Genomic DNA, 22,931 nt, shown 5'->3' on the forward strand with positions numbered 1-22,931 from the left:
CGTTCCCGTTTTCTTTGGCCATTCACTATTCACCACTCACTATTCACCCCAAGAAGGAGACGGAGCCAGGCTCCGATAGTGACATGGCACGACAAGATCAGGCCAACGACCAATTCTCGCTCACCTCGTTCCTCTATGGCGGCAACGCCGACTATATCGACGCGCTCTATGCCGCCTATGAGGACGATCCGGCCTCCGTCGATCCGGAATGGCAGGATTTCTTCGCGGCGCTGAAGGACGATGCGGGCGACGTTCGCAAGAACGCCAAGGGCGCTTCCTGGGCAAAGCCCTCTTGGCCCCTGCAGACCAATGGCGAGCTGGTGTCGGCGCTCGATGGCAATTGGGGCCTGGTCGAGAAGCACATCGAAAAGAAGGTGAAGGATAAGGCGGTCGTCAACGGCGCAGCCCTTTCCGATGCGGACGTGCACCAGGCGACGCGCGATTCCGTTCGCGCCATCATGATGATCCGCGCCTACCGCATGCGCGGCCATCTGCATGCCGATCTCGATCCGCTCGGCATCGCCAAGCCGCTCGAGGACTATAACGAGCTGTCGCCGGAGAATTACGGATTCACCCAGGCCGACTACGACCGGCCAATCTTTCTCGACAATGTGCTCGGTCTCGAATTCGGCACCATCCGGCAGATGCTGGACATCCTCGCCCGCACCTATTGCTCGACGCTCGGCGTCGAATTCATGCACATCTCGGACCCCGAGGAAAAGGCGTGGATCCAGGCGCGCATCGAGGGCGCCGACAAGGAGATCACCTTCACCGCCGCCGGCAAGAAGGCGATCCTGTCGAAGCTGATCGAGGCAGAGGGCTTCGAGCAGTATATCGACGTCAAGTACAAGGGCACCAAGCGCTTCGGCCTCGACGGCGGCGAGTCGCTGATCCCGGCGCTGGAACAGATCGTCAAGCGCGGCGGCCAGCTCGGCCTGAAGGAGATCGTGCTCGGCATGGCGCATCGCGGCCGCCTCAACGTGCTCAGCCAGGTGATGGCCAAGCCACATCGCGCCATCTTCCACGAATTCAAGGGCGGTTCGGCCGCTCCGGACGAGGTCGAGGGCTCGGGCGACGTGAAGTACCATCTCGGCGCCTCGTCGGATCGCGAGTTCGACGGCAACAAGGTGCATCTGTCGCTGACCGCCAATCCTTCGCATCTGGAGATCGTCGACCCGGTGGTGATGGGCAAGGCGCGCGCCAAGCAGGACCAGCTCGCCGGGCGCGAGCGCGGCGAGATCGTGCCGCTGTCGGAGCGCGCCAAGGTGATGCCGCTGTTGTTGCACGGCGATGCCGCCTTTGCCGGCCAGGGCGTGATTGCCGAGATCCTCGGCCTGTCCGGCCTGCGCGGCCACCGCGTCGCCGGCACGCTGCATTTCATCATCAACAACCAGATCGGCTTCACCACCAATCCGCGCTTCTCGCGCTCGTCGCCCTATCCGTCCGACGTGGCCAAGATGATCGAGGCGCCGATCTTCCACGTCAATGGCGACGATCCGGAAGCCGTCGTGCACGCCGCGAAGGTGGCGACCGAGTTCCGCATGAAGTTCCACAAGCCGGTGGTGGTGGACATGTTCTGCTACCGCCGCTTCGGCCACAATGAGGGCGACGAGCCGGCTTTCACGCAGCCGATCATGTATCGCAAGATCCGCACCCATAAGACGACGGTGCAGACCTACGCCGACCGGCTGATCGCCGAAGGCCATATCACCCAGGCGGAAGTCGACAAGATGCGGGCCGACTGGCGCGCGCATCTGGAAGCCGAATGGGAAGTCGGCCAGTCCTACAAGCCGAACAAGGCCGACTGGCTGGACGGCGCCTGGTCCGGCCTGCGCACGGCCGACAATCAGGACGAACAGCGCCGCGGCAAGACCGCCGTTCCGGTCCGCACGCTGAAGGAAATCGGCAAGAAGCTGACCGAGGTGCCGAAGGGTTTCGAGGCGCACAAGACGATCCTGCGCTTTCTCGAGAACCGCCGCCAGGCGATCGAATCCGGCGAAGGCATCGACTGGTCGACGGCCGAGGCGCTGGCCTTCGGCGCCATCCTGCTCGACGGCAGTCCGATCCGGCTCTCCGGCCAGGATTCGGAACGCGGCACTTTCTCGCAGCGCCATTCGGTGCTCTACGACCAGCGCGACGAGACGCGTTATATCCCGCTCAACAATCTGTCGGCGGCGCAAGCCGGCTACGAAGTCATCAACTCGATGCTGTCGGAAGAGGCGGTGCTTGGCTTCGAATACGGCTACAGCCTGGCCGAGCCGAAGGCGCTGACGCTCTGGGAAGCGCAGTTCGGCGATTTCGCCAACGGCGCCCAGGTCGTGTTCGACCAGTTCATCTCGTCCGGCGAGCGCAAGTGGCTCAGAATGTCGGGCTTGGTCTGCCTGCTGCCGCATGGCTATGAGGGCCAGGGGCCCGAGCACTCGTCGGCGCGGCTGGAGCGCTTCCTGCAGCTGTGCGCCGAGGACAACATGCAGGTGGCCAACGTGACGACGCCGGCTAATTATTTCCACATCCTGCGCAGGCAATTGAAGCGGGACTTCCGCAAGCCGCTGATCCTGATGACGCCGAAGTCGCTGCTGCGCCACAAGCGGGCGGTGTCGACGCTGCCGGAAATGTCGGGCGAGAGCTCGTTCCACCGGCTGTTGTGGGACGATGCGCAACTGCTCGCCGACCAGCCGATCAAGCTGGTCAAGGATTCCAAGATCCGCCGCGTCGTGCTGTGCTCGGGCAAGGTCTATTACGACCTCTACGAGGAGCGCGAGAAGCGCGGCATCAACGACATCTACCTGCTGCGCGTCGAGCAGCTCTATCCATTCCCGGCCAAGGCGCTCATCACCGAGCTGTCGCGCTTCCGCAACGCGGAGATGGTGTGGTGCCAGGAGGAGCCCAAGAACATGGGCGCCTGGTCGTTCATCGATCCCTATCTCGAATGGGTGCTGGCGCATATCGACGCCAAGCATCAGCGCGTTCGCTACACCGGCCGGCCGGCTTCCGCCTCGCCGGCGACCGGATTGATGTCGAAGCATCTCAGCCAGCTTGCTGCCCTGCTCGACGACGCGCTCGGCGGATAAGCGGGCCGGGTGAACAGGCAGATCGGGCGAAACAGACCTCAAGCAGACAAGAGAACGGACAGGCACAATGGCTACCGAAATCCGCGTCCCCACTCTGGGCGAATCCGTCACCGAGGCGACCGTCGGCAAGTGGTTCAAGAAGGTCGGCGACGCGATCGCCGCCGATGAGCCGCTGGTCGAGCTCGAAACCGACAAGGTGACGGTGGAGGTGCCTGCCGCGGGCGCCGGAACGCTCTCCGAGATCACCGTCAAGGAAGGCGAAACCGTCAATGTCGGCGCGTTGCTCGGCTCGATTGCGGCAGGCGGCGAAGCGGCCGCGCCGGCGACCAAGCCGCAGGCGGTGGCACAGGCTTCCAGCCCGAATGCCGCCTCCACGGTCAAGCAGGCCGCGGCCGAGACCGCCAAGGTGGCCGGCGACGCCGGCCCGATCGAGCCGCGCACCATGCCGCCGGCTCCTGCGGCAGCCAAGCTGATTGCCGAGAGCAATCTCGCGGTGGACCAGATCACCGGCTCCGGCAAGCGCGGCCAGGTGCTCAAGGGCGACGTGCTCGACGCCATCGCCAAGGGCGCGCCCTCGCAGCCGTCCGAAACGCCGAAGGCGGCTCCGGCCTCCGCGCCTGTGGCGGCCCGCGCGCCGTCCACGGCCGACGATGCCTCGCGCGAGGAGCGGGTGCGCATGACCAAGCTGCGCCAGACCATCGCGCGCCGCCTCAAGGAGGCGCAGTCGACGGCCGCCATGCTCACCACCTTCAACGAGGTGGACATGAGCGCGGTGATGGCGCTGAGGACCAAGTACAAGGACGTGTTCGAGAAGAAGCACGGCGTGAAGCTCGGCTTCATGGGCTTCTTCACCAAGGCGGTGACGCATGCGCTGAAGGAAATCCCGGCGGTCAATGCCGAGATCGACGGCACCGACATCATCTACAAGAATTTCGCCCATGTCGGCGTCGCCGTCGGCACCGACAAGGGCCTGGTGGTGCCAGTGGTGCGCGATGCCGACCAGATGTCGATTGCCGAGATCGAGAAGGAGATCGGCCGGCTGGGTCTCGCCGCGCGCGACGGCAAGCTCGCCGTCGCCGATATGCAGGGCGGCACCTTCACCATCTCCAATGGCGGCGTCTACGGGTCGCTGATGTCGACGCCGATCCTGAACGCGCCGCAGTCCGGCATTCTCGGCATGCATAAGATCCAGGACCGGCCGGTGGTGGTCGGCGGCCAGATCGTCATCCGCCCGATGATGTATCTGGCGCTCAGCTACGACCACCGTATCGTCGACGGCAAGGAAGCGGTGACTTTCCTGGTGCGCGTCAAGGAAAGCCTGGAGGATCCGGAGCGGCTGGTGCTCGATCTGTGATCGGACCGGTCGCGTCGTGAGCGGCTGGCTGGAGCAGCTAGGGTTCGGGATAGGTCGGGCAGCGCGCGGCTTGCGGCGGGTTTTTCGGCGCAGCATCGTCCCGCTTGGAATCTCCGCCGCCATTCCGCCGCTTGCATTTGCCGATTGGGATCCGGCCAAGGCCAGCAGCAATCTCGGCATATTTGCGCTCACCGATGCACAATTGGCGGAGCGCAAGATCACCGTCACGCCGATTGGCGACCTCGAGCTGCCGACCGGCGAGATCATCGCCTGCGATCCTCTGGTGACCGGTGACGACTGGCCAGCGCTAGATCGCAAGGTCAAGCCTGGGCGCTACCGGGTCTCGCTGTTCGAGGCGCAGGGTCGTGTCGCGGCGGCATTCCTTCGCTTTCGTCCCGGCGTCCCGGTGCGCTGGGAGCTTGCCACGTTGCCCGGCCAGGACGTTTCGACGCTGAATGGCGACCAAGTCTTCGGCTATCCTGTCGATGCCGGTCTGGGCTCGTTCATGGACAAGACGGCGATGGCCCTGATGTCGGCCGCACAGGACAAGCTCAAACCCGACCAGAATTACTATGATGACGTGTTGGCGGCCGAATTCGCGCCCAACCAGGACAGGTTCGTTATGCATCACCCCGTCACCGGCAATCCAGCCAACATCGCGATGTTCTGGAGCGGTTGGGGCGACGGCATCTATCCATCCTTCTGGGGACTGGACGCGGCCGGCGAGCCGCTGGTCTTGATGACCGACTTCGAAGTGCTCGAAAACGCCGATGGCCGCGAAGGCGTTCAGGCTAACTGATGACCAACGTCGCGTCGCCGTTGATCGGATTTCTGGCCGGATCACTGGCTCTCACAGCCGCGAGTTCCACCGCCCAGGCCGCCTGCCCGATTCAACTTGCCGTCTATGGCGAGGCGAAGAGCGGCGCCGAGATCGACTTCACCCCGAGCGGCACCTCGGCGACGATCACCAACACGTTCCGCATGGTTCTCGACAACAATACCGTGCTCGACGGCATCGCCATGTGGACGGAGGGCCAGGGCCGGCCGCATGGCTCGCTGATGTACAAATGCCCGACCGGAGATGTCACCGGCGAGGAGCTTGCCGCCTGCACGGTGTGGGAAGGCGTGATCTACAGTTCCGACGACAAGGGCGGGATAGGCCTGCTGCCGGCCGAAGGCACCGATGCACCGAAGAGCCTGATTTTTCCCGATCTCGGGCCGTCGCTCGAGATGTCGGCCGCCTATGGTCCCGCCGGTTTCTCCAAAGTGCCGTGGGACGTCTTTACGCTGAAAGGCTGCCAGGAATGAGCGCGGACAAGAAGACGCTGCTGGTCACCGGCGGCAGCCGGGGCATCGGTGCCGCAATCTGCCGGCAGGCCAGCCAGGCCGGCTACCGGGTGGCGGTCAACTATGTCTCCAACCGGCTGGCTGCCGATGCATTGGTCGCCGAGCTCCAAGCCGCTGGCGGGCAAGCCATCGCTGTGAAGGGCGACGTCGGCGACGAGGCCGATGTGATGACGATGTTCAAGGCGGTCGACCGGGCCTTTGGCCGGCTCGACGCCTTCGTCAACAATGCCGGCATCGTCGACGTCAAGGCGCGCATCGACGAGATGAGCGCCGAGCGGGTCGAGCGGATGATGCGCGTCAATGTCGTCGGCTCCTTCGTCTGCGCCCGTGAGGCGGTGAAGCGCATGTCGACCCGGCACGGCGGCAAGGGCGGCGCGATCGTCAACCTCTCTTCCGCCGCCGCCAGGCTGGGCGCCCCGGGCGAGTATGTCGACTACGCCGCCTCCAAGGGCGCGATCGACACGATGACCGTCGGGCTGGCGCGCGAGGTGGTGAGCGAAGGCGTGCGCGTCAATGCGGTCAGCCCCGGCATCACCGAAACCGAGATCCATGCCTCCGGCGGGCAGCCGGATCGGGTGGCGCGGATGCAGGACATGCTGCCGATGAAGAGGGCGGGCACGGCCGACGAAGTCGCGAGCGCCGTGCTTTATCTTCTGTCGGACGCAGCCTCCTATATAACGGGCGCGATCCTGAATGTGAGCGGCGGCCGCTGAAGGCCGGATAGAGGGACAAGATCATGGCTTATGACGTCGTAATCATCGGGTCGGGACCGGGCGGCTATGTCTGCGCCATCAAGGCGGCGCAGCTCGGGCTGAAGACGGCGGTGGTCGAGAAGAACGCCACCTTCGGTGGCACCTGCCTCAACATCGGCTGCATTCCTTCGAAGGCGCTGCTCCACGCCTCCGAGATGTTCGCCGAGGCCGGCCATGCCTTCGATACGCTCGGCATCGAGGTGGGTGCGCCGAAGCTCAACCTGAAGAAGATGCTGGCGCACAAGGATGCGACGGTGGCGTCCAACGTCAGCGGCGTCGCCTTCCTGTTCAAGAAGAACAAGATCGATAGCTTCCGCGGCACCGGCAAGGTGGTCGGTGCCGGGAAGGTGTCGGTGACCGGCGAGGACGGCAAGGTCGAGGAGATCGAGACCAAGAACATCGTGATTGCCACCGGCTCCGACGTCGCCGGTATTCCCGGCGTCAAGGTCGACTTCGACGAGAAGGTGATCGTGTCCTCCACCGGCGCGCTGTCGCTGCCCAAGGTGCCTGGCCAACTGGTGGTGGTCGGAGGCGGCGTCATCGGCCTGGAACTCGGCTCGGTCTGGGCGCGGCTCGGCGCCAAGGTGACAGTCGTCGAGTTCCTCGACACCCTCCTCGGCGGCATGGATGGCGAAGTGTCGAAACAGTTCCAGCGGCTGCTGTCCAAGCAAGGTTTCGAGTTCAGGCTCGGCGCCAAGGTGACCGGCGTCGGCAAGACCAAGAAGGGGGCCAGCGTCACGTTCGAGCCGGTGAAGGGCGGTGCCGCGGAAACCATCGAGGCGGACGTGGTGCTGATCGCCACCGGCCGCCGTCCCTATGCCGACAGCCTCGGACTCAAGGAAGCGGGCGTCGAGATGGACGAACGCGGCCGGGTCAAGACCGACGGTCATCTGCGGACCAACGTGCCCGGCATCTATGCCATCGGCGACGTCATCGCCGGGCCGATGCTGGCGCACAAGGCAGAGGACGAGGGCGTCGCGGTGGCCGAGACGATTGCCGGCCAAGCCGGCCATGTGAACTACGACGTCATCCCCAGCGTCGTCTACACCAGCCCTGAAATCGCCTCCGTCGGCAAAACCGAGGAGGAACTGAGGAAGGGCGGCATCGACTACAAGGTCGGAAAATTTCCGTTCAGCGCCAATGGCCGCGCCCGCGCCATGCTGCATACGGACGGCTTCGTGAAGATCCTCGCCGACAAGGCCAGCGATCGTGTGCTCGGCGTTCATATCATGGGCTTCGGCGCCGGCGAGATGATCCATGAGGCGGCGGTGCTGATGGAATTCGGCGGTTCCTCGGAGGACCTCGCCCGCACCTGCCATGCGCATCCAACGATGTCGGAAGCGGTGAAGGAAGCGGCACTCGCCACGTTCTTCAAGCCGATCCATATTTAGAGGCCTTTCATAAACCCACTCCGGCGGCCATCTGGCGCGGTTTTCTGCGCTTCCGGTGCTCACGTACTTTAAGTACGCTCCGCTCCGGTTCTCGAAAACCACGCCAGCTGACTCACCGGAGCGGCTTTCTAAAAAGGCCTCTGCCAGGTCACAGCCGAAACAAAACGGCCCGCCTCTCGGCGGGCCGTTCGTCATTGAGCTGGGCCTGATTACTGAGCCGGTGCAGGCGCGGGAGCCGGCGCGGGGGCCGGTGCTGGGGCCGGGGCAGGCTCGGGCGCCGGGGCTGGCGCAGGAGCAGGCGTAGCAGGCGCCGGTGCAGGGGCCGGCGTGCTTGCTGCCGGCGGTTCAGCGGGCGCCGGGGCATGCTCGCCGCCGCTTCTGCCAAAGACATAATACGCAACAACGGCCAGGATAATGACAACAAGGGCGATCAGCCATCCGCTGCCACCTCCGCCACTCGACGAGGGCGGCGTGCTCGGAGGGGTGAAGGGATCGTTAGGGTTCGCCATAAAACGTGTCCTCCTTGGAATGAAAGCCTTCAATCAACAGCCATCAACGCGCGATCCCGCGATTCGGTTTCACGCCGGCGGACGGAAAGCGCTGAAAAACCGGCGTTTTCCGGGCCCCAGCCGCCAGACGACTCAGTTGACGGCGGTAACAGTATACCCTGCCTTGCGGAAATCCTCGACCAGTCCTTCGGGGCCGGGAAGATGCATCGCGCCGACCGCCATGAAGACATTGCCTTTGGCCAGAATCGGCTGGGCATGGTCCACCATCACCTTGTTGCGGCTGGTGATCATGGTCTGCTCGAAGGCGGCGTAGCCGGCCTGATCGTCCTCCGCGTTGGGCAGCACGGTGCTGAACAGCGGCCAGAACATGCCGATCTCGCCGCGCTGGTAGAGAATGATCATGGTTTCGTTGAGGTCGTTGGCCTTGTCGCCAAGCCGCAACGTGTCGACCAGGCCCTTCATGTGGAAGGCGAGCGGCAGCGAAGCCATGGCGCGCAGCTGGTCGGCAACGGTTTCCAGGCCTTCGACCGCCTTGCCGTTGGCCTTGGCCTCGGAGGCGAGCTTGACGTCGAGCACAGGCTCTCCAGCGGCCTGGCGGGCGACTTCGCAGGCGGGCAGCGCCACCATCGCCGACAGGATCCAAGGCTTCATCTTGGCAACCGTCGCCGGCGGAATGCCGCGCGCATCGAGCCCCTTGTTCAGCACGGCTGCGTCCTCGGGCGAGAGCAGCGACGACAGCGTGGTGTTGTCGGTGAACATCATCAGGTTGGGATCGGCGGCGATGGCGGCCATCATCTTCTTCTTGTCGAGCACTTCGGTGGTCTCGATGATGATCGTGTCGGCGCCGTCATAAGCCTGCTGCGCCACGGTTGGCAATGTGGTGACGCGCGCGTCGGTCACGTGCATGGTGCCGAACAGATAGGAAGGTTTTTCGCCTGACTTCTCCAGCTTCCACAGCAGGCCCTTGCCGTTCGGAACCGCGGCGGCCTCGGCCTCGACCTTCTTGAAGGCGGCGGGATCGGTCTTCTCGAGACCGGCCAGTAGATCGGCGCCGCCGCAGGCGGGCGCTTCCGCATGCGCTCTGCCGGCAAGCAGCAGGACAAGGATGAAGGACAGGAAAAACAGCAGGTTGAGTGCTGCAAGCAGCTTCAACGAGACTAGGGCCGCGCGGTCGGCGATGGCGATGACGCGTTTCATGGCTCGCTTCTTAAGCTCAAAAAGCGGCAAAACGGTTAACCGGCGGGGTGAAATTGTTTCCGGGTGCAGTTTTGACAATCGCCTAGTTCTCAGACGGAATATCTGATGGTTAGTTAGGCCGCCCATCCCTCGTCATCCACGGGCGGAGCAAGGAGCGAAGCGACGCGGCGCAGACCCGAGGATCCATGCCGCGACTTCTGCGCTGTGCCACGGTGCAGTATTCTGCTCCGTTGCACTCCTCGGCCAGGGTCACGGCATGGATACCAGGGTCTCCGCGACGGAGCTTCGCTCCTGCTTCGCCCTGGTATGACGACGTGTGGCGGCTTCGCCCCAATCCCATGTTGTCCCTCGACGAGAGCGCGCCGCTAGCGGTCACGCCCGCGGATGCGACTGCTCATAAATTTCGAGCAGCCTTGCCGTGTCGACGCCGGTGTAGACCTGCGTGGTCGACAGGCTGGCGTGGCCGAGCAGTTCCTGGATGGTTCGCAGATCGCCGCCGCGGCCGAGCAGATGCGTGGCGAAGGAATGGCGCAAGGCATGCGGCGTCGCCGTGTCCGGCAGGTTGAGGGCCGAGCGCAGCCTGGCCATCTCGCGCTGGACGATGGCCGGATTGAGCGGACCGCCACGGGCGCCGCGGAACAGCAGCCCCTTCGGATCGATGTGGTAGGGACAGAGCCGGCGGTATTCGACGACCGCCCGGAGCGCCACCGGCAGCACCGGGACCAGCCGCGTCTTGCCGCCCTTGCCGGTGATGCGCAGCACGGTGTCGGTTTCGGCGGCAAGATCCGCTCCCGACAGGCCGAGCGCTTCCGAGATGCGCAGGCCGGAGCCATAAAGCAGCGTCAGCACGGCGGCGTTGCGAGCCGCGATCCAGGGCTCTTCGGCGAGCTGGCCTTCCACGGAAACGACCTGTTTTGCATCGCTCGCGGTCAGCGGCTTGGGCAGCGATTTCGGCTGGCGCGGTGCGCGAAGGGCTGTCGCACCGGCCGCGTTGACGAGGCCGCGCTTTTCGAGAAAGCGCAGCAGCGAGCGGATGCCGGCAAGGCCGCGGCCGAGCGTGCGGGCGCCGACGCCTTCGTTGCGGCGCGCAGCGAGGAAGCCGCGCAGATCGGCCGGACGCAGGTCGGCAATGTCCGAAATTCCGGGCGGGCCGCCGCAATGTCCGGTCAGGAACTGCAGGAACTGGCGCGTGTCGCGCTCATAGGCCTCCACCGTCTCCGGCGACAGCCGGCGCTCGCGCGCCAGCATCTTCAGCCAGTTCTCGCGCGCTCTCTGAAGATCGGGCTTTGCCGGGATGAGGAATTCCTGCATGGCGGCATCTTCGGGCAGCGTGGTTAGCAAGCCGTGAATAGGCGATCATTGAAATGGCGGCTGGCCGGCGTTAGAGCAAAGCAAAGGAAATGCCGATGTCCAAGCTCCAGAACCCCGTCCAGATGGCCGTGATCGGCGCCGCGCACGGCATCAAGGGCGAATTGCGGGTCAAGACCTTCACCGGCGATCCGCTGGCGCTGGCCGATTACGGACCGCTCCAGGCCAAGGACGGCCGCGTCTTCCACATCCTCGATATCCGGCCGGCAGGCACGGTCGTGGTGGTGCGCTTCAAAGGGATCGGCGACCGCAACGCCGCCGAGGCGCTTGCCGGCACGGAGCTGTTCGTCGACCGCTCGGTGCTGCCGGACGATGGCGAGGAGGACGAGTTCTACCACGCCGACCTGATCGGCCTGGAGGTGAGGGACGATACCGGTGTCATCGGCAGGGTCGTCGCGGTGCACAATTTCGGCGGCGGCGACATACTCGACGTCACGATTGCCGGTCGCAAGGGCGTGCTGATCCCGTTCACCCAGGCCGCGGTGCCGCATGTGTCGATCGCCGATGGCTTTGTCCAGGTCGATCCCATGGCGGCGGGACTGGTCGAGGAGGAGGAGAGCGAGGCGCCCGGTCAGCCCGGGTTCGACCCGAAGGGCCGGCCGCGCGGGCCGAAGGATGCCGGGGGCAACCGGTGAGCTTTGCCGCCTCGGTGCTGACGCTCTATCCGGAGATGTTTCCGGGCGCGCTCGGGCTGTCGCTCGCCGGCCGGGCGCTGGAGGCGGGCACCTGGTCGCTGGAGGCGATCCAGATCCGCGATTTCGCCACCGATCGCCATCGCACCGTCGACGATACGCCAGCCGGCGGCGGCGCCGGCATGGTGATGCGCGCCGACGTGCTGGCCAAGGCCGTCGACCATGCCTCGCCGCCGGGCGATCCGCGCCCGCGCCTGCTGATGAGCCCGCGCGGGCGACCGCTGACCCAGGCGCGCGTGCGGGAACTCGCCGCCGGGCCGGGCGCCGTCATCCTTTGCGGCCGTTTCGAGGGCGTCGACCAGCGGCTGATCGAGGCGCGAGCTCTGGAGGAAGTCTCGATCGGCGACTTCATCCTGTCGGGCGGCGAGCCGGCGGCACTCGTGCTGCTCGACGCCGTGGTGCGGCTCCTGCCTGGCGTGATGGGCAATGCCGTGTCGGGCGAGGAAGAGAGTTTCGAGTGTGGCCTGCTCGAGCATCCGCATTACACGCGGCCGCAGGAATTCGAAGGCAGGCCGATCCCCGAGGTGCTGAACTCCGGCAACCACAAGAAGATCGCGGAATGGCGCCGCGCCGAGGCGCTGAAGCTGACCAGGGAGCGGCGCCCGGACCTGCTGACGGCGGCTCACCCCTTGGTGAAGTAATAAAACGCCAGGAACAGGCCGACGCCGACGACGAAGCCACGCACGACGCCTTGCGGCACGCGCCTGGCGATCCACACCCCGGCATAGCCGCCGAAAGCGCCGCCCGGGATCATGATTATCGCCTGCGGCCAGGCGATCACTCCGCCGGAAACGAAGACCACTATGGCGATGGCCGCGATGACCACGGCCAGCATGTTCTTCAGGGCATTCAGTTTGTGATAGTCGCCGGCTTGCGTCAGGCCGAGGGTCGCCAGCATCATGACGCCCATGCCGGCGCCGAAGAAGCCGCCATAGACCGAGGTCAGGAATTGCGCCAGCGACCCGGCGACTGAGCCGAGCGAGGCCTGGTGCTCGGGTCCCGCCGCCGGCTTCAACCACGGTCCGGCGGCAAACAAAGCGGTCGCGGCGATCAGCAGCCAGGGCACCAGCGCGCGAAAGGACGGATTGGAGAGCGCGAGCAGGATGAGCGAGCCGGCCAGCGCACCGCAGGCGGATATCAGGCAAAGCAGGAGCGCCTGGCGCCAGAAATGCCTGATGTCGTCGAGATAGGCCAGCGTCGAGGTGATGTAGCCGGGGAACTGGGTCACCGAGGAGGTGGCGTTGGCGACGATCGGCGGCAGGCCGACCAGGGTCATGGCACCGAAGGTGATGAAGGTGCCGCCGCCGGCGACGGCGTTGACCGCGCCAGAGACAAAGCCCGCGAGGAAGAGCAGGAAGGCATCGAAGAATGTCATTGGGAACCCGAGGGACTTAGACCGTTCCCCGCTTAGGAAGCCTGCGCGGCTGGCGCAACCCGACACGGACACAATACGATGATGCCATAGGCGCGAAAAATATGCCTTCAAGGCGCGTCGCGCTGAAGAGCGGCGCGCGCTTATAAGTCCTTGTTTCGATGCATGTCGTCGTGCCAGAACCGCACACACTTGCGGGCGACGTGCAATAAGGCGTGACAAAGCGCCGAAATAGCGGTATGTGGCCGCCCGAACCGGAAGAACGATCTTTCGGGCCCGTCAACAATGGCGGTGTAGCCGTCCCTGTCCGATGCTATCGCAAAGGGCATAGCCGAGCGGGCGTTGGAACTGCAAGGCGAGATGAGGACGCTCTGACTGTCGGAAGAACAAGAAGAGGATTTTTGAGATGGATCTCATCCGTCAGCTCGAGGCCGAGCAGGCCGCCAAGATCGAAGCCAAGCGCAAGCTGCCCGAATTCCAGCCCGGCGACACCGTGCGTGTCCAGGTTCGCGTCACCGAAGGCAGCCGCACCCGCGTCCAGGCCTATGAGGGTGTCGTCATCGCCCGCTCCGGCTCGGGCTTCCAGGAGAATTTCACCGTCCGCAAGATTTCCTATGGCGAAGGCGTCGAGCGCGTTTTCCCCGTCTACTCGCCGATGGTCGAGGGCGTCGAGATCGTGCGCCGCGGCAAGGTGCGCCGCGCCAAGCTCTATTACCTGCGTGATCGCCGCGGCAAGTCGGCCCGCATTTCGGAAAATACCGGCGTTCGCGCCCGCAAGCTCAACGACGAGGAACGTGACGCGCTGAACGCCGAGCGTGCCCGCATCGAGGCCGAGAAGGTCGCCGCCGCCGAGGCGCTGGCCGTCGAGAAGGCCGCGCAGGATGCCGCCGAGAAGAAGGCCGCCGCCGAGGCTGCCAAGGAAGCCGCGGCAGAGTAAATAATTTCTTAACGACGTCTCTTGCGTTTTACATAACATCTCTTAGCAATAGGGGCGGCTTCGGCCGCCTTATTTGCTTTGGGGGTGATTTGGGTGGATGCTTTTGCGAGGGCAAATCGCTCCAATTGGAATAATCGAGCAGAACTGCACACCAGCGATGCAGCGCGCCGATACTATCCGATCGACAAGGTGCTGGCCGGCGGTACAAGCCTGACGGCGCTGGAGATGCGGGAGGTCGGCAACCGAATTGCCGGCAAGGATATTGCCCATCTGCAATGCCATATCGGGCTCGACACGATAAGCCTGAAGCACCTTGGCGCGAAAAGCGTGACCGGACTGGACTTCGCGCCCAAGGCGCTGGCCGCGGCGCGCAGCTTTGCCGAGCAGGCCGGCGTCGAGGCGCGCTTCGTCGAGGCCTCGGTCTATGACGCGGTGGCGGCGCTCGACGATTATTACGATCTCGTCTATGTCACCTGGGGCACCACCATCTGGCTGGACGACATTTTCAGCTGGGCCAAGGTGGTCGCCAGCCTGCTGCGGCCTGGCGGGAAACTCTATTTTCTCGACGGCCATCCGACGATGTTCCAATGCGGCCGCAAGACCGACCGGCCGGGTCTGCTGCTCGATTGGCGGACACCACGGCAGGCGCCCTTGGAATGGCACGACACGCATACCTATACGGGCGACGAGCGGCCACTGACCCATCGCCTGAACTATGAGTGGATCCACCCGTTGAGCGACGTCATCAATGCGCTCATCGCATCGGACATGGCGATCGACTTCCTCAACGAGCATGCCATGCTGGGGTGGAAGGAATTTCCCTATATGGTCGAGGCAGGCGAGGGGCTCTACGCGCTCCCGGCCGACGTCACCAAGATCCCGCTTTCCGTGTCGATCGGCGCCACCAAGCGCTGAATCGAGCTCGGAGAAAAATCGCTCGCGTGTTGACGGCCAATATGGCCGGCTTGCGCGAGGCGTCGGGTCGGGCTGATCGCGGAAAGAGGGTTCTCGAAGCGACCGTTCGGAAGGATGGGAAGCCACGCCCACGCGCATCGCCGCAGCGGATCGGCTTGCAAGGCGCTTGCGGAAGGCTAAAGTCGGCGCCGGATTTTTTCTGGTGGCGCGCGGCCAATGCGCGGCCAATCACCTGCGGGGAGTTTGTCATGACCAAGTCGAAACTGCTGCTGGCCGCCATGCTGGCCTGCCTTCTTGCGCCCGTCGCGGCGCTGGCCGACACGCTGCCCGACCTCGGCGGCAAGAAGGTCGTGGTGGTGACGGAGAATGCCTACCCGCCGCTGCAGTTCGTCGACAAGAAGACCGGCAAGCAGATCGGCTGGGAATATGACGCGATGGACGAGATCGCCAAGCGGCTGAATTTCAAGGTCGAATATCAGAACACCTCCTGGGACGCGATGATCCAGGCGGTTTCCGACAACCAGTACAACATCGGCATGACCGGCATCACCATCAAGGACGAGCGTAAGGAGAAGGTCGACTTCTCCGATCCCTATATGCGCTCGGAGCAGTTCATGCTGGTGCGCGGCGACGAGAGCCGCTTCACCGACGCCAAGAGCTTTGCCGCCTTCAAAGACGGGCTGATCGGCGCGCAGGCCGGCACCACGCCCTTCTATACCGCCGTCTACAGCGTGCTCGACGGCAACGAGCAGAATCCGCGCATCAAGCTGTTCGAGACCTTCGGCGCCAGCGTCCAGGCGCTGAAGTCGGGCGACGTCGACGTCGTGCTGACCGACGGCACCGCCGGCAAGGGCTATGTCGACGCTTCCGAAGGCAAGCTCAAGCTGATCGGCGGCCCGCTCGGCACCGAGGATTTCGGCTTCATCTTCCCGAAAGGCTCGGAGCTGGTGAAGCCGGTCAACGCCGCCATCGCCGCGCTCAAGGCCGACGGCACGCTCGATGCGCTCAACAAGAAGTGGTTCCTTGATTACAAGATGGGGCAGTGAGCCTCCTTTGCTGTCAATGACACGCGACAGTGGCGGGCCGAAGCCTGCAAAGGTTTCATTCCTTCACACCCCCCTCTGTCCTGCCGGACATCTCCCCCGCAAGGGGGGAGATTGGCAGTCTTGGCCTCTCGCCCAATTCTGCGGCGTTGAAAATTCGCGAAAGCCGAGGCGACATCTGATCTCCCCCCTTGCGGGGGAGATGCCCGGCAGGGCAGAGGGGGGTGTGCCGGAACGCAGCTTCCGCGACTATCTCGCCGGCGCCGCTTGATGCCGCCCGCAACCTCCACCACCAGACCCGAATTCCCCTGGTGGCTGGCAGCCACGCTTGCCTTGGCATTGGCGACGGCGCTCTTCATCGCCACCAGCGATCTCTATGCCCAGGTCTTCGCCATCGTCGCCAAGGGCATCGGCATCACCATCTTCGTCACCGTGGTCGCCTTCGCGCTGGCCTCCGCGATCGGGCTGGGCTTGGCGCTGATGGCCTTGTCGCGCTCGCGCCTGCTGCGCCAGGTCGCGCGCTTCTATGTCGAGATCATCCGCGGCGTGCCGATCCTGGTGCTTTTGTTCTGGATCGCCTTTGCCGGCGCGCCGGCCTTCGTGGCGGCGTGGAACGCGCTGACGGCGCCCTTGCAGAGCGCCGGCTATCTCGGCGAATTGCTGGTCCGCGACGTCTCGCTTTTGTGGCGCGCCATCATGGCGCTGACCATCGGTTATTCGGCCTTCATTTCGGAAGTTTTCCGCGCCGGCATCCAGGCCGTCGAGAAGGGTCAGATCGAGGCGGCGAAAGCACTCGGGCTGTCGCGGGTGCAGCGCTTCCGGCTGATCGTGTTTCCGCAGGCGATCCGCACCATCCTGCCGCCGCTCGGCAACGATTTCGTCGCGATGGTCAAGGATTCCTCGTTGGTCTCGGTGCTCGGCGTCGCCGACATCACCCAGATGGGCAAGGTCTATGCCGCCGGCTCGTTCCGCTTCTTCGAGACCTATTCGATCGTCGCTTACATCTACCTCATCCTGACCGTCGGCCTGTCGCTGGCGCTGCGGGCGTTCGAGCGGCGGTTGCGCCGCCAGCATCAGGAATAGCCGGCGGGCGAAGACGGCGCTACGATTGTCGTTGTTCGATGCATGTCGTTGTCCCAAAACCGCTGCACAGTTTTGGGCGACATGCATCCCGGCGCGGAGGAAACCGACCGATGAATTTTGACAAGGCCAATGCGGCGCTGGACTCGGTATATACGTCCGACACGCCGGAAGCGCTGGCCAAGGCTTACGCCGAATGGGCGGCGACCTATGACAGCGAGACCGCCTCGCTCGGCTATCTGCTGCCGTTCCTGATCGCCGCCTGGGTGGCGCGCCATGTGCCTTCGGGCGAAGGGCCTCTGCTCGATGCCGGCTGCGGCACCGGCCTGTCGGGGCCGTCGCTGAAGGCGCTGGGCTATGGCGACATCGCCGGGCTCGACCTGTCCGACGACATGCTCAAGCTTGCCGGCAGCCGCAACGCCTATAGCGAGCTCAAGAAGGCGATGCTCGGCGGCCCGATGCCCTGGCCGGACGGGCATTTTCGTGCCTTCTTCTCGGCCGGCGTCTTCACGATCGGCCACGCACCGGCTTCCGGCCTGCATGAATTGGTGCGGATCACGAAAAGCGGCGGCCACGCCATTTTCACCGTGCGCGACCAGGTGTTCGAGAGCGGCGGCTTCCAGGCTGTGTTCGATGAGCTCACGCAGGCGAAGAAATGGCGGCTGGTCGAGCAGAGCCCGTGGTTCCGCTGCTATGCGATCGGCGACCCGGAAGCGCTGGTGCGGACTTTTGTGTTCGAGGTGTTGTGAGGGCGGCTTCCCTTCTCCCACAAGCGGAGAAGGCAAAGCTACCGCAATTGCCGAAAAGCCAAAACATTGCTATCTACCCCGCCATGGAAGAGCTTTTCGGCGATCCGGCCTATAAGGGTTTCGTGCTGCAGGACAGAAAGCGCCTGCCGTCGCGATTTGCCGCGCGCGTCTGCGGCGCGCTCACCAGCCGACTTAGCTGAGCCGACGTCGCCTCCTCGCCCTTGCCGGGTTGCATGGTTCGGCACAGGCACCTTCCCATTTTCACATCGACGGATTTACGCACATGAGCGCACCGCGCACCCTCTACGACAAGATCTTCGACGACCATGTCGTCGACCGCCAGGACGACGGCACCTGCTTGCTCTATATCGACCGCCACCTCGTGCACGAGGTCACCAGCCCGCAGGCCTTCGAAGGCCTGCGCATGAGCGGCCGCCAGGTCCGGCATCCGGAAAAGACGCTCGCCGTGGTCGACCACAATGTGCCGACCTCGCCGGAGCGCAAGTTCGGCATCAAGAACGAGGAGAGCCGCATCCAGGTCGAGGCGCTGGCCAAGAACGCCAAGGATTTCGGCATCGACTACTACTCCGAGAACGATATCCGCCAGGGCATCGTCCACATCATCGGACCGGAACAGGGTTTTACCCTGCCCGGCATGACCATCGTGTGCGGCGACAGCCACACCTCCACGCACGGTGCCTTTGGAGCATTGGCGCATGGCATCGGCACCTCGGAGGTCGAGCATGTGCTGGCGACGCAGACGCTGATCCAGCGCAAGGCCAAGAACATGCTGGTGCGGGTCGACGGCACGCTGCCGGAAGGCGTCACCGCCAAGGACATCATCCTCGCCATCATCGGCGAAATCGGCACCGCGGGCGGCACCGGCTATGTCATCGAATATGCCGGCGAGGCGATCCGCTCGCTGTCGATGGAAGGCCGCATGACGATCTGCAACATGTCGATCGAGGGCGGCGCGCGCGCCGGCCTGATCGCGCCGGACGAGACGACCTTCGCCTATGTCAAGGACAAGCCGCGCGCGCCGAAGGGTGCGGCCTGGGACGCGGCAATGGCCTATTGGAAGACGCTGCATTCGGACGAAGGCGCGCATTTCGACAAGGTGGTCGTGCTCGACGCGCAGAAGCTGCCGCCGATCGTCTCCTGGGGCTCTTCGCCGGAGGACGTCGTTTCGGTGCAGGGCGTTGTGCCCAATCCGGAAGACATTGCCGACGAGAACAAGCGCTCATCCAAGCTGCGCGCGCTCGACTATATGGGGCTGACGCCGGGAACCAAGATCACCGACATCGCGCTCGACCGGGTGTTCATCGGTTCCTGCACCAACGGCCGCATCGAAGATCTGCGCGCCGCCGCCAAGGTGGTCGAGGGCAAGAAGGTCAATCCGCGCGTCAATGCCATGATCGTGCCGGGCTCCGGCCTGGTCAAGGAACAGGCCGAGGCCGAGGGGCTCGACAAGATCTTCGTCGCCGCCGGCTTCGACTGGCGCGAGCCGGGCTGCTCGATGTGCCTGGCCATGAACGACGACCGGCTGAAGCCGCATGAGCGCTGCGCCTCGACCTCGAACCGCAATTTCGAGGGACGCCAAGGGTTCAAGGGCCGCACCCACCTGGTGTCGCCGGCGATGGCGGCAGCGGCGGCGATCGCCGGCCATTTCGTGGACATCCGCGACTGGAAATAGTCGCCGGCACCAAATGCAAAAAAGGCCCGGATCGCGCTGCGGTCCGGGCCTTCTGCTTGCAGGCTTGTCGGTTACCTGCGAACGATCTTGTGAAACTGTTCGCGCCGGCCGGGCTCGTCGGCGGCCACCACCAGCGCCAATTTTCGTTCGTCGAAGACCTTGAACCACTCGTCCCATTCGACCAGTTCGTAGCCGCCGGCATTCATCGGCCGCTCCGGCCGGTCGTCGTCCTCATAGGCGTGCTGGCCAAACACCAGACGCAGCATGGCCTGCGTCCCGGCTTCGGGCGAGACGTCGACAATGGCCGGAAAACCGGCTCGCGCCGCCGCCCAGGAACGGATCGCGTCGTGATCGGTCAAGGTGATTGTGTCGGCCATAGGCATCACTCCTGTCTGGCCGGAAAACGCCGCTTGCGGGTGCCGGTTCCGGTGGGTTGCTGAGATCCTTCGGATTTCGCTTAACGGCTTGTTCGTGCTTCCGGTCTAGCATCTGCCCCAGGGTCAAGCGGGGAAAGCCACAGTCCTTTGGACACCGGTCTGCTCATAGCGCTGCTCAATCCGACGATAGCGCTGGCCCTCGGCGCTGCGTTCCTCGTGCTGTGGTTCCATCAGCGCCATCGTCCCTATCTGGCGGTGCTGGCGGCAAGCTACTGTCTCTCGGCGCTTGGCTTCCTGTTCCAATACTTCACTCTCCCCGTCGGCATGATGCCGACCAAGCTCATTTCCAACATCTGCTTCACGGCTGCGGCCTGCTGCCTATCCAGCGCGGTCGTGGCGCGCTTCGGCAGGCGCGTACCCTTTGTCGGCATCGCGCTCACCACCGGCGGGGGGCTTGCTGCCTTTTCGTGGTTCATGTTCGTCCAGCCGGATCTCGCCTGGCGTATCCTTTCGATGAATTTCGGTTTCGGCGCCTTGAGCCTGGTGGTCGCCGCCGAACTCAGGACCGTGCGCAACGAGGGCCCGACCCAAAAAATCTTGTTCGCGCTGTCGCTGCTTTCCGGGCTGAACTTCATCCTGCGCACACTGGTCGTCGTCATCGCGCATGGACCATTCCCGAGCTATGACGGATTCTACGACTCGTCCTACTGGACCACGGCGCTGCTCTCGCATGCCTTGCTGTCGCTGCTCATCGCGCTCTGCCTGTTCACGGCGGCGGCGCTCGACGTGATGAAGGCGCTGAAGGCCGAGACCCATACCGATCCGCTGTCCGGACTGCTCAACCGCCGCGGCTTCGAGGAACGGGCGGCGCAACTGCTTGAGCAGTGCGGCAAGGCCGGGTTCCCGGTCGCCATGGTGCTTGCCGACCTCGATCACTTCAAGGCTCTCAACGACCAGTACGGGCATGAGGCGGGCGACAGGGTGATTGCCGATTTCGCCGCCAAACTGCGCTTCGCCACGGGAACCCGCGGCGCCGCCGGCCGTATCGGCGGCGAGGAATTCGCGGTGCTGCTGCCGCTCAGCGACCTCGCCTCGGCCCGCCTCTTCGCCGAGGCGATCCGCACCTTCTATTCGGTCGGCGCGATCGACGGGCTGCCGCCGGGCACCAGGGTGACCGCCAGCTTCGGCGTCGCCGCCCGCACCGGCAACGAGGGGCTGGTGCCGCTGATGCGCCGCGCCGACGAGGCGCTCTACAAGGCCAAGAAGAACGGCCGCGACAGCGTGCGGCTGTCGTATGAGCGGCCGGAAACCGTTTTCGTCGCCGAACCGCTCGGCGTCGGGTGAAAGCCAGTCCAGTTCCGGGGCGGAAACTCCCAGACGCCTTCCGCGCGCGTTAACCTCTTTTTCGCGCCTGGATGGTCTTCTCTGCCGGCATATCCTTCGAAAGAATCATGGGCAGCGCCGACATCATCCTGGTGATCAATCTGTTCGTCGCCGGGCTGCTGGCGGCGTCCTTCATGACGCTCGCTATACATGAGGTCGGCCGGGTTGCCGCTCGCTGGCTGGCCTTCAGCTATATGCTCGGCATGGCCTATTTCGCCGCCGAGTTCGCCATTCCCGCCTTCGACGATGCGCGCTTGCCGGTCGTTGCCGCCTTTGCCGTCTTCCTGGCGGCCACGATCGCCTTCAATGGCGGGCTTGCACACAAATATGGCGTCGCGCCACCCTGGGCGCCGATGCTGTTCTTCCTCGCTGTCGCATCGGTCGGCGTCTTCACGGTTCAGGATCTGCCGCGCCACTCGCTCACCCGCATGATGGCCTACCAGCTCCCCTATGCCGCCATGCAGTCGACCGCTCTGATTATCGTCGGGTCATCGAGGCAAAGGCGCGGGCGGCTCGATCACCTTTTGATGACGGTGCTGGCTGCCAGCGCCATCCAGTTCGCCTCGAAGCCTTTCATCGCCGGCGCGCTCGGCGGCTGGGGCGCCAATCCGCAATCCTACGTGCAGACCAGCTATGCGCTTGTCTCACAGTCGCTCGGCACCGTGTTCGGCCTGGCCCTGGCGCTGCTGGCGCTGGCCATCCTGGTGCGCGACGTGCTTGCCGAAGCGACGTCGAAATCCGAAACCGACGTGCTGTCGCGGCTGCTCAACCGCCGCGGTTTCGAGCGCCATGCGGAGCTCGCCATGGGAGACGCCGTCCGCCAAGGGGTTCCGGTGGCGCTGGTCATCGCCGATCTCGATCATTTCAAGGGCATCAACGACAGCTACGGTCATGCCTGCGGCGATCTCGTCATCGAGACCTTTGCCGGTTTCCTGCGCGAAGCGGCGGCCGAGCACCACGTGGCCGGCCGCATCGGCGGCGAAGAATTCGCCATCATCCTGCCGGGCACCAATCTGGCCGCCGCTGTTTGCCGAGGGCGCGCGCAGCGCTTTCGGCGCTCTGCCGATTGACGGCCTGCCCATCGAATACCGCTGCAGCGCGAGCTTCGGCGTTGCAGAACTGGCCGCGGAAGAAGATTTTTCAGGCCTCCTGCGGCGCGCCGACGAGGCGCTTTATCAGGCCAAGGGCGCCGGTCGCGACTGCGTCCGGGTTTCACCCGGACCTACGGGACGGCAGAACAAGCCGATCAGCGGCAAGGGCTGAGATTGGGCATCTCGCCGTCGGAAAGCCCGTACATGTAGCTGCGGCCCTTCACGAAGACCGGGGGCTGGTAGCAGCCGGGAGCCCAGGCGTCGTCCGATTCGTCGTAGATCACGCCTGGCTGGGCGCCGCCTGTGTAGCCCGACATTTCCTTGGCCAGCTTGCCCTCACCGACGATGATGCGCTTGTAGCCGGCGGCGCTGTCGATGACGAGGTTGCCGAAGGAATCGGCATAGACGCGGTCGTGGTGGCGCAGGCCGGCTTCGGCCGGTACCGCAACTGCGATGGCGCATGCGGCCAACATCAGTGCTGCAAGGCTCGTACGCATGGAATTCGAACGCATGTCGCCCTCCAATCATTCGGTGCGACCCTGATGAATCGCGTTCCGGACTTCGTTCGAATCAGAAATTAACCCTTTCTTAACCTTTGTTAAGAGCCAGG

The 22,931-nt window shown here is 64.7% G+C and carries 20 protein-coding genes and 1 pseudogene; 16 read left to right on the forward strand and 5 right to left on the reverse strand.

Features of this window, described 5'->3' with window-relative positions:
- Window positions 1–83: 83 nt before the first annotated feature.
- The 6 genes from EJ074_RS17020 (at window position 84) to lpdA (ending at window position 7,915) form a co-directional block, all read left to right on the forward strand.
- On the forward strand, window positions 84–3,071 hold the full coding sequence (locus EJ074_RS17020; RefSeq protein WP_095804879.1) for a 2-oxoglutarate dehydrogenase E1 component: 2,988 nt from the start codon (window positions 84–86) through the stop codon (window positions 3,069–3,071).
- Window positions 3,072–3,138: 67 nt separating this feature from the next.
- A complete protein-coding gene (gene odhB / locus EJ074_RS17025) occupies window positions 3,139–4,425 on the forward strand; it encodes a 2-oxoglutarate dehydrogenase complex dihydrolipoyllysine-residue succinyltransferase (protein ID WP_095804878.1) in 1,287 nt (428 codons plus the stop codon).
- Between the two features lie 70 nt (window positions 4,426–4,495).
- Window positions 4,496–5,224, forward strand: a complete 729-nt coding sequence (locus EJ074_RS17030) for a DUF4241 domain-containing protein (protein WP_095804877.1) — start codon at window positions 4,496–4,498, stop codon at window positions 5,222–5,224.
- Window positions 5,224–5,733, forward strand: a complete 510-nt coding sequence (locus tag EJ074_RS17035) for a hypothetical protein (RefSeq protein WP_095804876.1) — start codon at window positions 5,224–5,226, stop codon at window positions 5,731–5,733. The genes EJ074_RS17030 and EJ074_RS17035 overlap by 1 nt, the downstream gene beginning before the upstream one ends.
- Window positions 5,730–6,485 (forward strand): SDR family oxidoreductase, encoded by a 756-nt coding sequence (locus EJ074_RS17040; protein WP_095804875.1) that lies wholly within the window; start codon window positions 5,730–5,732, stop codon window positions 6,483–6,485. Before EJ074_RS17035 ends, EJ074_RS17040 begins: the two co-directional genes overlap by 4 nt.
- Window positions 6,486–6,508: 23 nt before the next feature.
- Window positions 6,509–7,915, forward strand: a complete 1,407-nt coding sequence (gene lpdA / locus EJ074_RS17045) for a dihydrolipoyl dehydrogenase (protein WP_095804874.1) — start codon at window positions 6,509–6,511, stop codon at window positions 7,913–7,915.
- Window positions 7,916–8,556: 641 nt separating this feature from the next.
- Here lpdA and EJ074_RS17055 read toward each other — a convergent pair.
- Window positions 8,557–9,621, reverse strand: coding sequence for a TraB/GumN family protein (locus tag EJ074_RS17055; RefSeq protein WP_095804872.1), 1,065 nt, complete (start codon window positions 9,619–9,621; stop codon window positions 8,557–8,559).
- 372 nt (window positions 9,622–9,993) lie between these two features.
- Entirely contained in the window at window positions 9,994–10,932 is a 939-nt protein-coding gene (locus EJ074_RS17060) for a tyrosine recombinase XerC (protein ID WP_095804979.1), read from the reverse strand.
- A 95-nt stretch (window positions 10,933–11,027) separates the two neighbouring features.
- Here EJ074_RS17060 and rimM point away from each other — a divergent pair, with 95 nt between their 5' ends.
- Together rimM and trmD are read left to right on the forward strand one after the other, a co-directional pair.
- The gene (gene rimM / locus EJ074_RS17065; protein ID WP_095804978.1) at window positions 11,028–11,624 is read left to right on the forward strand and encodes a ribosome maturation factor RimM; all 597 of its coding nucleotides are present in this window, start codon (window positions 11,028–11,030) and stop codon (window positions 11,622–11,624) included.
- Window positions 11,621–12,322 (forward strand): tRNA (guanosine(37)-N1)-methyltransferase TrmD, encoded by a 702-nt coding sequence (gene trmD / locus EJ074_RS17070; RefSeq protein WP_095804871.1) that lies wholly within the window; start codon window positions 11,621–11,623, stop codon window positions 12,320–12,322. The genes rimM and trmD overlap by 4 nt, the downstream gene beginning before the upstream one ends.
- On the opposite strand, the gene EJ074_RS17075 is transcribed toward trmD, so the two are convergent.
- On the reverse strand, window positions 12,304–13,056 hold the full coding sequence (locus EJ074_RS17075; protein ID WP_095804870.1) for a sulfite exporter TauE/SafE family protein: 753 nt from the start codon (window positions 13,054–13,056) through the stop codon (window positions 12,304–12,306). The genes trmD and EJ074_RS17075 overlap by 19 nt on opposite strands.
- A gap of 403 nt (window positions 13,057–13,459) precedes the next feature.
- Between EJ074_RS17075 and rplS the strand changes: the two genes are divergently transcribed.
- From rplS to leuC, 6 genes are all read left to right on the forward strand, one after another.
- Entirely contained in the window at window positions 13,460–13,990 is a 531-nt protein-coding gene (gene rplS, locus EJ074_RS17080) for a 50S ribosomal protein L19 (RefSeq protein WP_095804868.1), read from the forward strand.
- 93 nt (window positions 13,991–14,083) lie between these two features.
- Window positions 14,084–14,905 (forward strand): class I SAM-dependent methyltransferase, encoded by an 822-nt coding sequence (locus tag EJ074_RS17085; RefSeq protein ID WP_095804867.1) that lies wholly within the window; start codon window positions 14,084–14,086, stop codon window positions 14,903–14,905.
- 248 nt (window positions 14,906–15,153) lie between these two features.
- Window positions 15,154–15,951, forward strand: coding sequence for a transporter substrate-binding domain-containing protein (locus EJ074_RS17090; RefSeq protein ID WP_095804977.1), 798 nt, complete (start codon window positions 15,154–15,156; stop codon window positions 15,949–15,951).
- A gap of 267 nt (window positions 15,952–16,218) precedes the next feature.
- Entirely contained in the window at window positions 16,219–17,031 is an 813-nt protein-coding gene (locus tag EJ074_RS17100; protein ID WP_095804866.1) for an amino acid ABC transporter permease, read from the forward strand.
- Between the two features lie 110 nt (window positions 17,032–17,141).
- On the forward strand, window positions 17,142–17,777 hold the full coding sequence (locus EJ074_RS17105; RefSeq protein WP_095804865.1) for a class I SAM-dependent methyltransferase: 636 nt from the start codon (window positions 17,142–17,144) through the stop codon (window positions 17,775–17,777).
- A gap of 283 nt (window positions 17,778–18,060) precedes the next feature.
- Complete coding sequence (gene leuC / locus EJ074_RS17115; protein WP_095804864.1) at window positions 18,061–19,470, forward strand: 3-isopropylmalate dehydratase large subunit; 1,410 nt, start codon at window positions 18,061–18,063, stop codon at window positions 19,468–19,470.
- Window positions 19,471–19,541: 71 nt separating this feature from the next.
- Here the strand turns inward: leuC and EJ074_RS17120 are convergent, their stop codons facing one another.
- Complete coding sequence (locus tag EJ074_RS17120; protein WP_095804863.1) at window positions 19,542–19,847, reverse strand: hypothetical protein; 306 nt, start codon at window positions 19,845–19,847, stop codon at window positions 19,542–19,544.
- 147 nt (window positions 19,848–19,994) lie between these two features.
- Between EJ074_RS17120 and EJ074_RS17125 the strand changes: the two genes are divergently transcribed.
- Window positions 19,995–21,191, forward strand: a complete 1,197-nt coding sequence (locus EJ074_RS17125) for a GGDEF domain-containing protein (RefSeq protein ID WP_095804862.1) — start codon at window positions 19,995–19,997, stop codon at window positions 21,189–21,191.
- Window positions 21,192–21,298: 107 nt separating this feature from the next.
- Window positions 21,299–22,493, forward strand: a pseudogene (locus tag EJ074_RS17130) (GGDEF domain-containing protein).
- Here EJ074_RS17130 and EJ074_RS17135 read toward each other — a convergent pair.
- On the reverse strand, window positions 22,477–22,833 hold the full coding sequence (locus EJ074_RS17135) for a hypothetical protein (RefSeq protein ID WP_095804861.1): 357 nt from the start codon (window positions 22,831–22,833) through the stop codon (window positions 22,477–22,479). The pseudogene EJ074_RS17130 and the gene EJ074_RS17135 overlap by 17 nt on opposite strands.
- Window positions 22,834–22,931 lie beyond the last annotated feature (98 nt).

Source organism: Mesorhizobium sp. M3A.F.Ca.ET.080.04.2.1 (genome assembly GCF_003952525.1).
Classification (GTDB): Bacteria; Pseudomonadota; Alphaproteobacteria; order Rhizobiales; family Rhizobiaceae; genus Mesorhizobium.

What these genes read in the sequence shown, in the direction of transcription:
- EJ074_RS17020 (WP_095804879.1), top strand. Translation starts at nt 84, where the DNA reads ATGGCACGACAAGATCAGGCCAACGACCAATTCTCGCTCACCTCGTTC.
- odhB (WP_095804878.1), top strand. Translation starts at nt 3,139, where the DNA reads ATGGCTACCGAAATCCGCGTCCCCACTCTGGGCGAATCCGTCACCGAG.
- EJ074_RS17035 (WP_095804876.1), top strand. Translation starts at nt 5,224, where the DNA reads ATGACCAACGTCGCGTCGCCGTTGATCGGATTTCTGGCCGGATCACTG.
- EJ074_RS17040 (WP_095804875.1), top strand. Translation starts at nt 5,730, where the DNA reads ATGAGCGCGGACAAGAAGACGCTGCTGGTCACCGGCGGCAGCCGGGGC.
- lpdA (WP_095804874.1), top strand. Translation starts at nt 6,509, where the DNA reads ATGGCTTATGACGTCGTAATCATCGGGTCGGGACCGGGCGGCTATGTC.
- EJ074_RS17055 (WP_095804872.1), bottom strand. Translation starts at nt 9,621, where the DNA reads ATGAAACGCGTCATCGCCATCGCCGACCGCGCGGCCCTAGTCTCGTTG.
- EJ074_RS17060 (WP_095804979.1), bottom strand. Translation starts at nt 10,932, where the DNA reads ATGCAGGAATTCCTCATCCCGGCAAAGCCCGATCTTCAGAGAGCGCGC.
- rimM (WP_095804978.1), top strand. Translation starts at nt 11,028, where the DNA reads ATGTCCAAGCTCCAGAACCCCGTCCAGATGGCCGTGATCGGCGCCGCG.
- EJ074_RS17075 (WP_095804870.1), bottom strand. Translation starts at nt 13,056, where the DNA reads ATGACATTCTTCGATGCCTTCCTGCTCTTCCTCGCGGGCTTTGTCTCT.
- rplS (WP_095804868.1), top strand. Translation starts at nt 13,460, where the DNA reads ATGGATCTCATCCGTCAGCTCGAGGCCGAGCAGGCCGCCAAGATCGAA.
- EJ074_RS17090 (WP_095804977.1), top strand. Translation starts at nt 15,154, where the DNA reads ATGACCAAGTCGAAACTGCTGCTGGCCGCCATGCTGGCCTGCCTTCTT.
- EJ074_RS17100 (WP_095804866.1), top strand. Translation starts at nt 16,219, where the DNA reads ATGCCGCCCGCAACCTCCACCACCAGACCCGAATTCCCCTGGTGGCTG.
- EJ074_RS17105 (WP_095804865.1), top strand. Translation starts at nt 17,142, where the DNA reads ATGAATTTTGACAAGGCCAATGCGGCGCTGGACTCGGTATATACGTCC.
- leuC (WP_095804864.1), top strand. Translation starts at nt 18,061, where the DNA reads ATGAGCGCACCGCGCACCCTCTACGACAAGATCTTCGACGACCATGTC.
- EJ074_RS17120 (WP_095804863.1), bottom strand. Translation starts at nt 19,847, where the DNA reads ATGGCCGACACAATCACCTTGACCGATCACGACGCGATCCGTTCCTGG.
- EJ074_RS17135 (WP_095804861.1), bottom strand. Translation starts at nt 22,833, where the DNA reads ATGCGTTCGAATTCCATGCGTACGAGCCTTGCAGCACTGATGTTGGCC.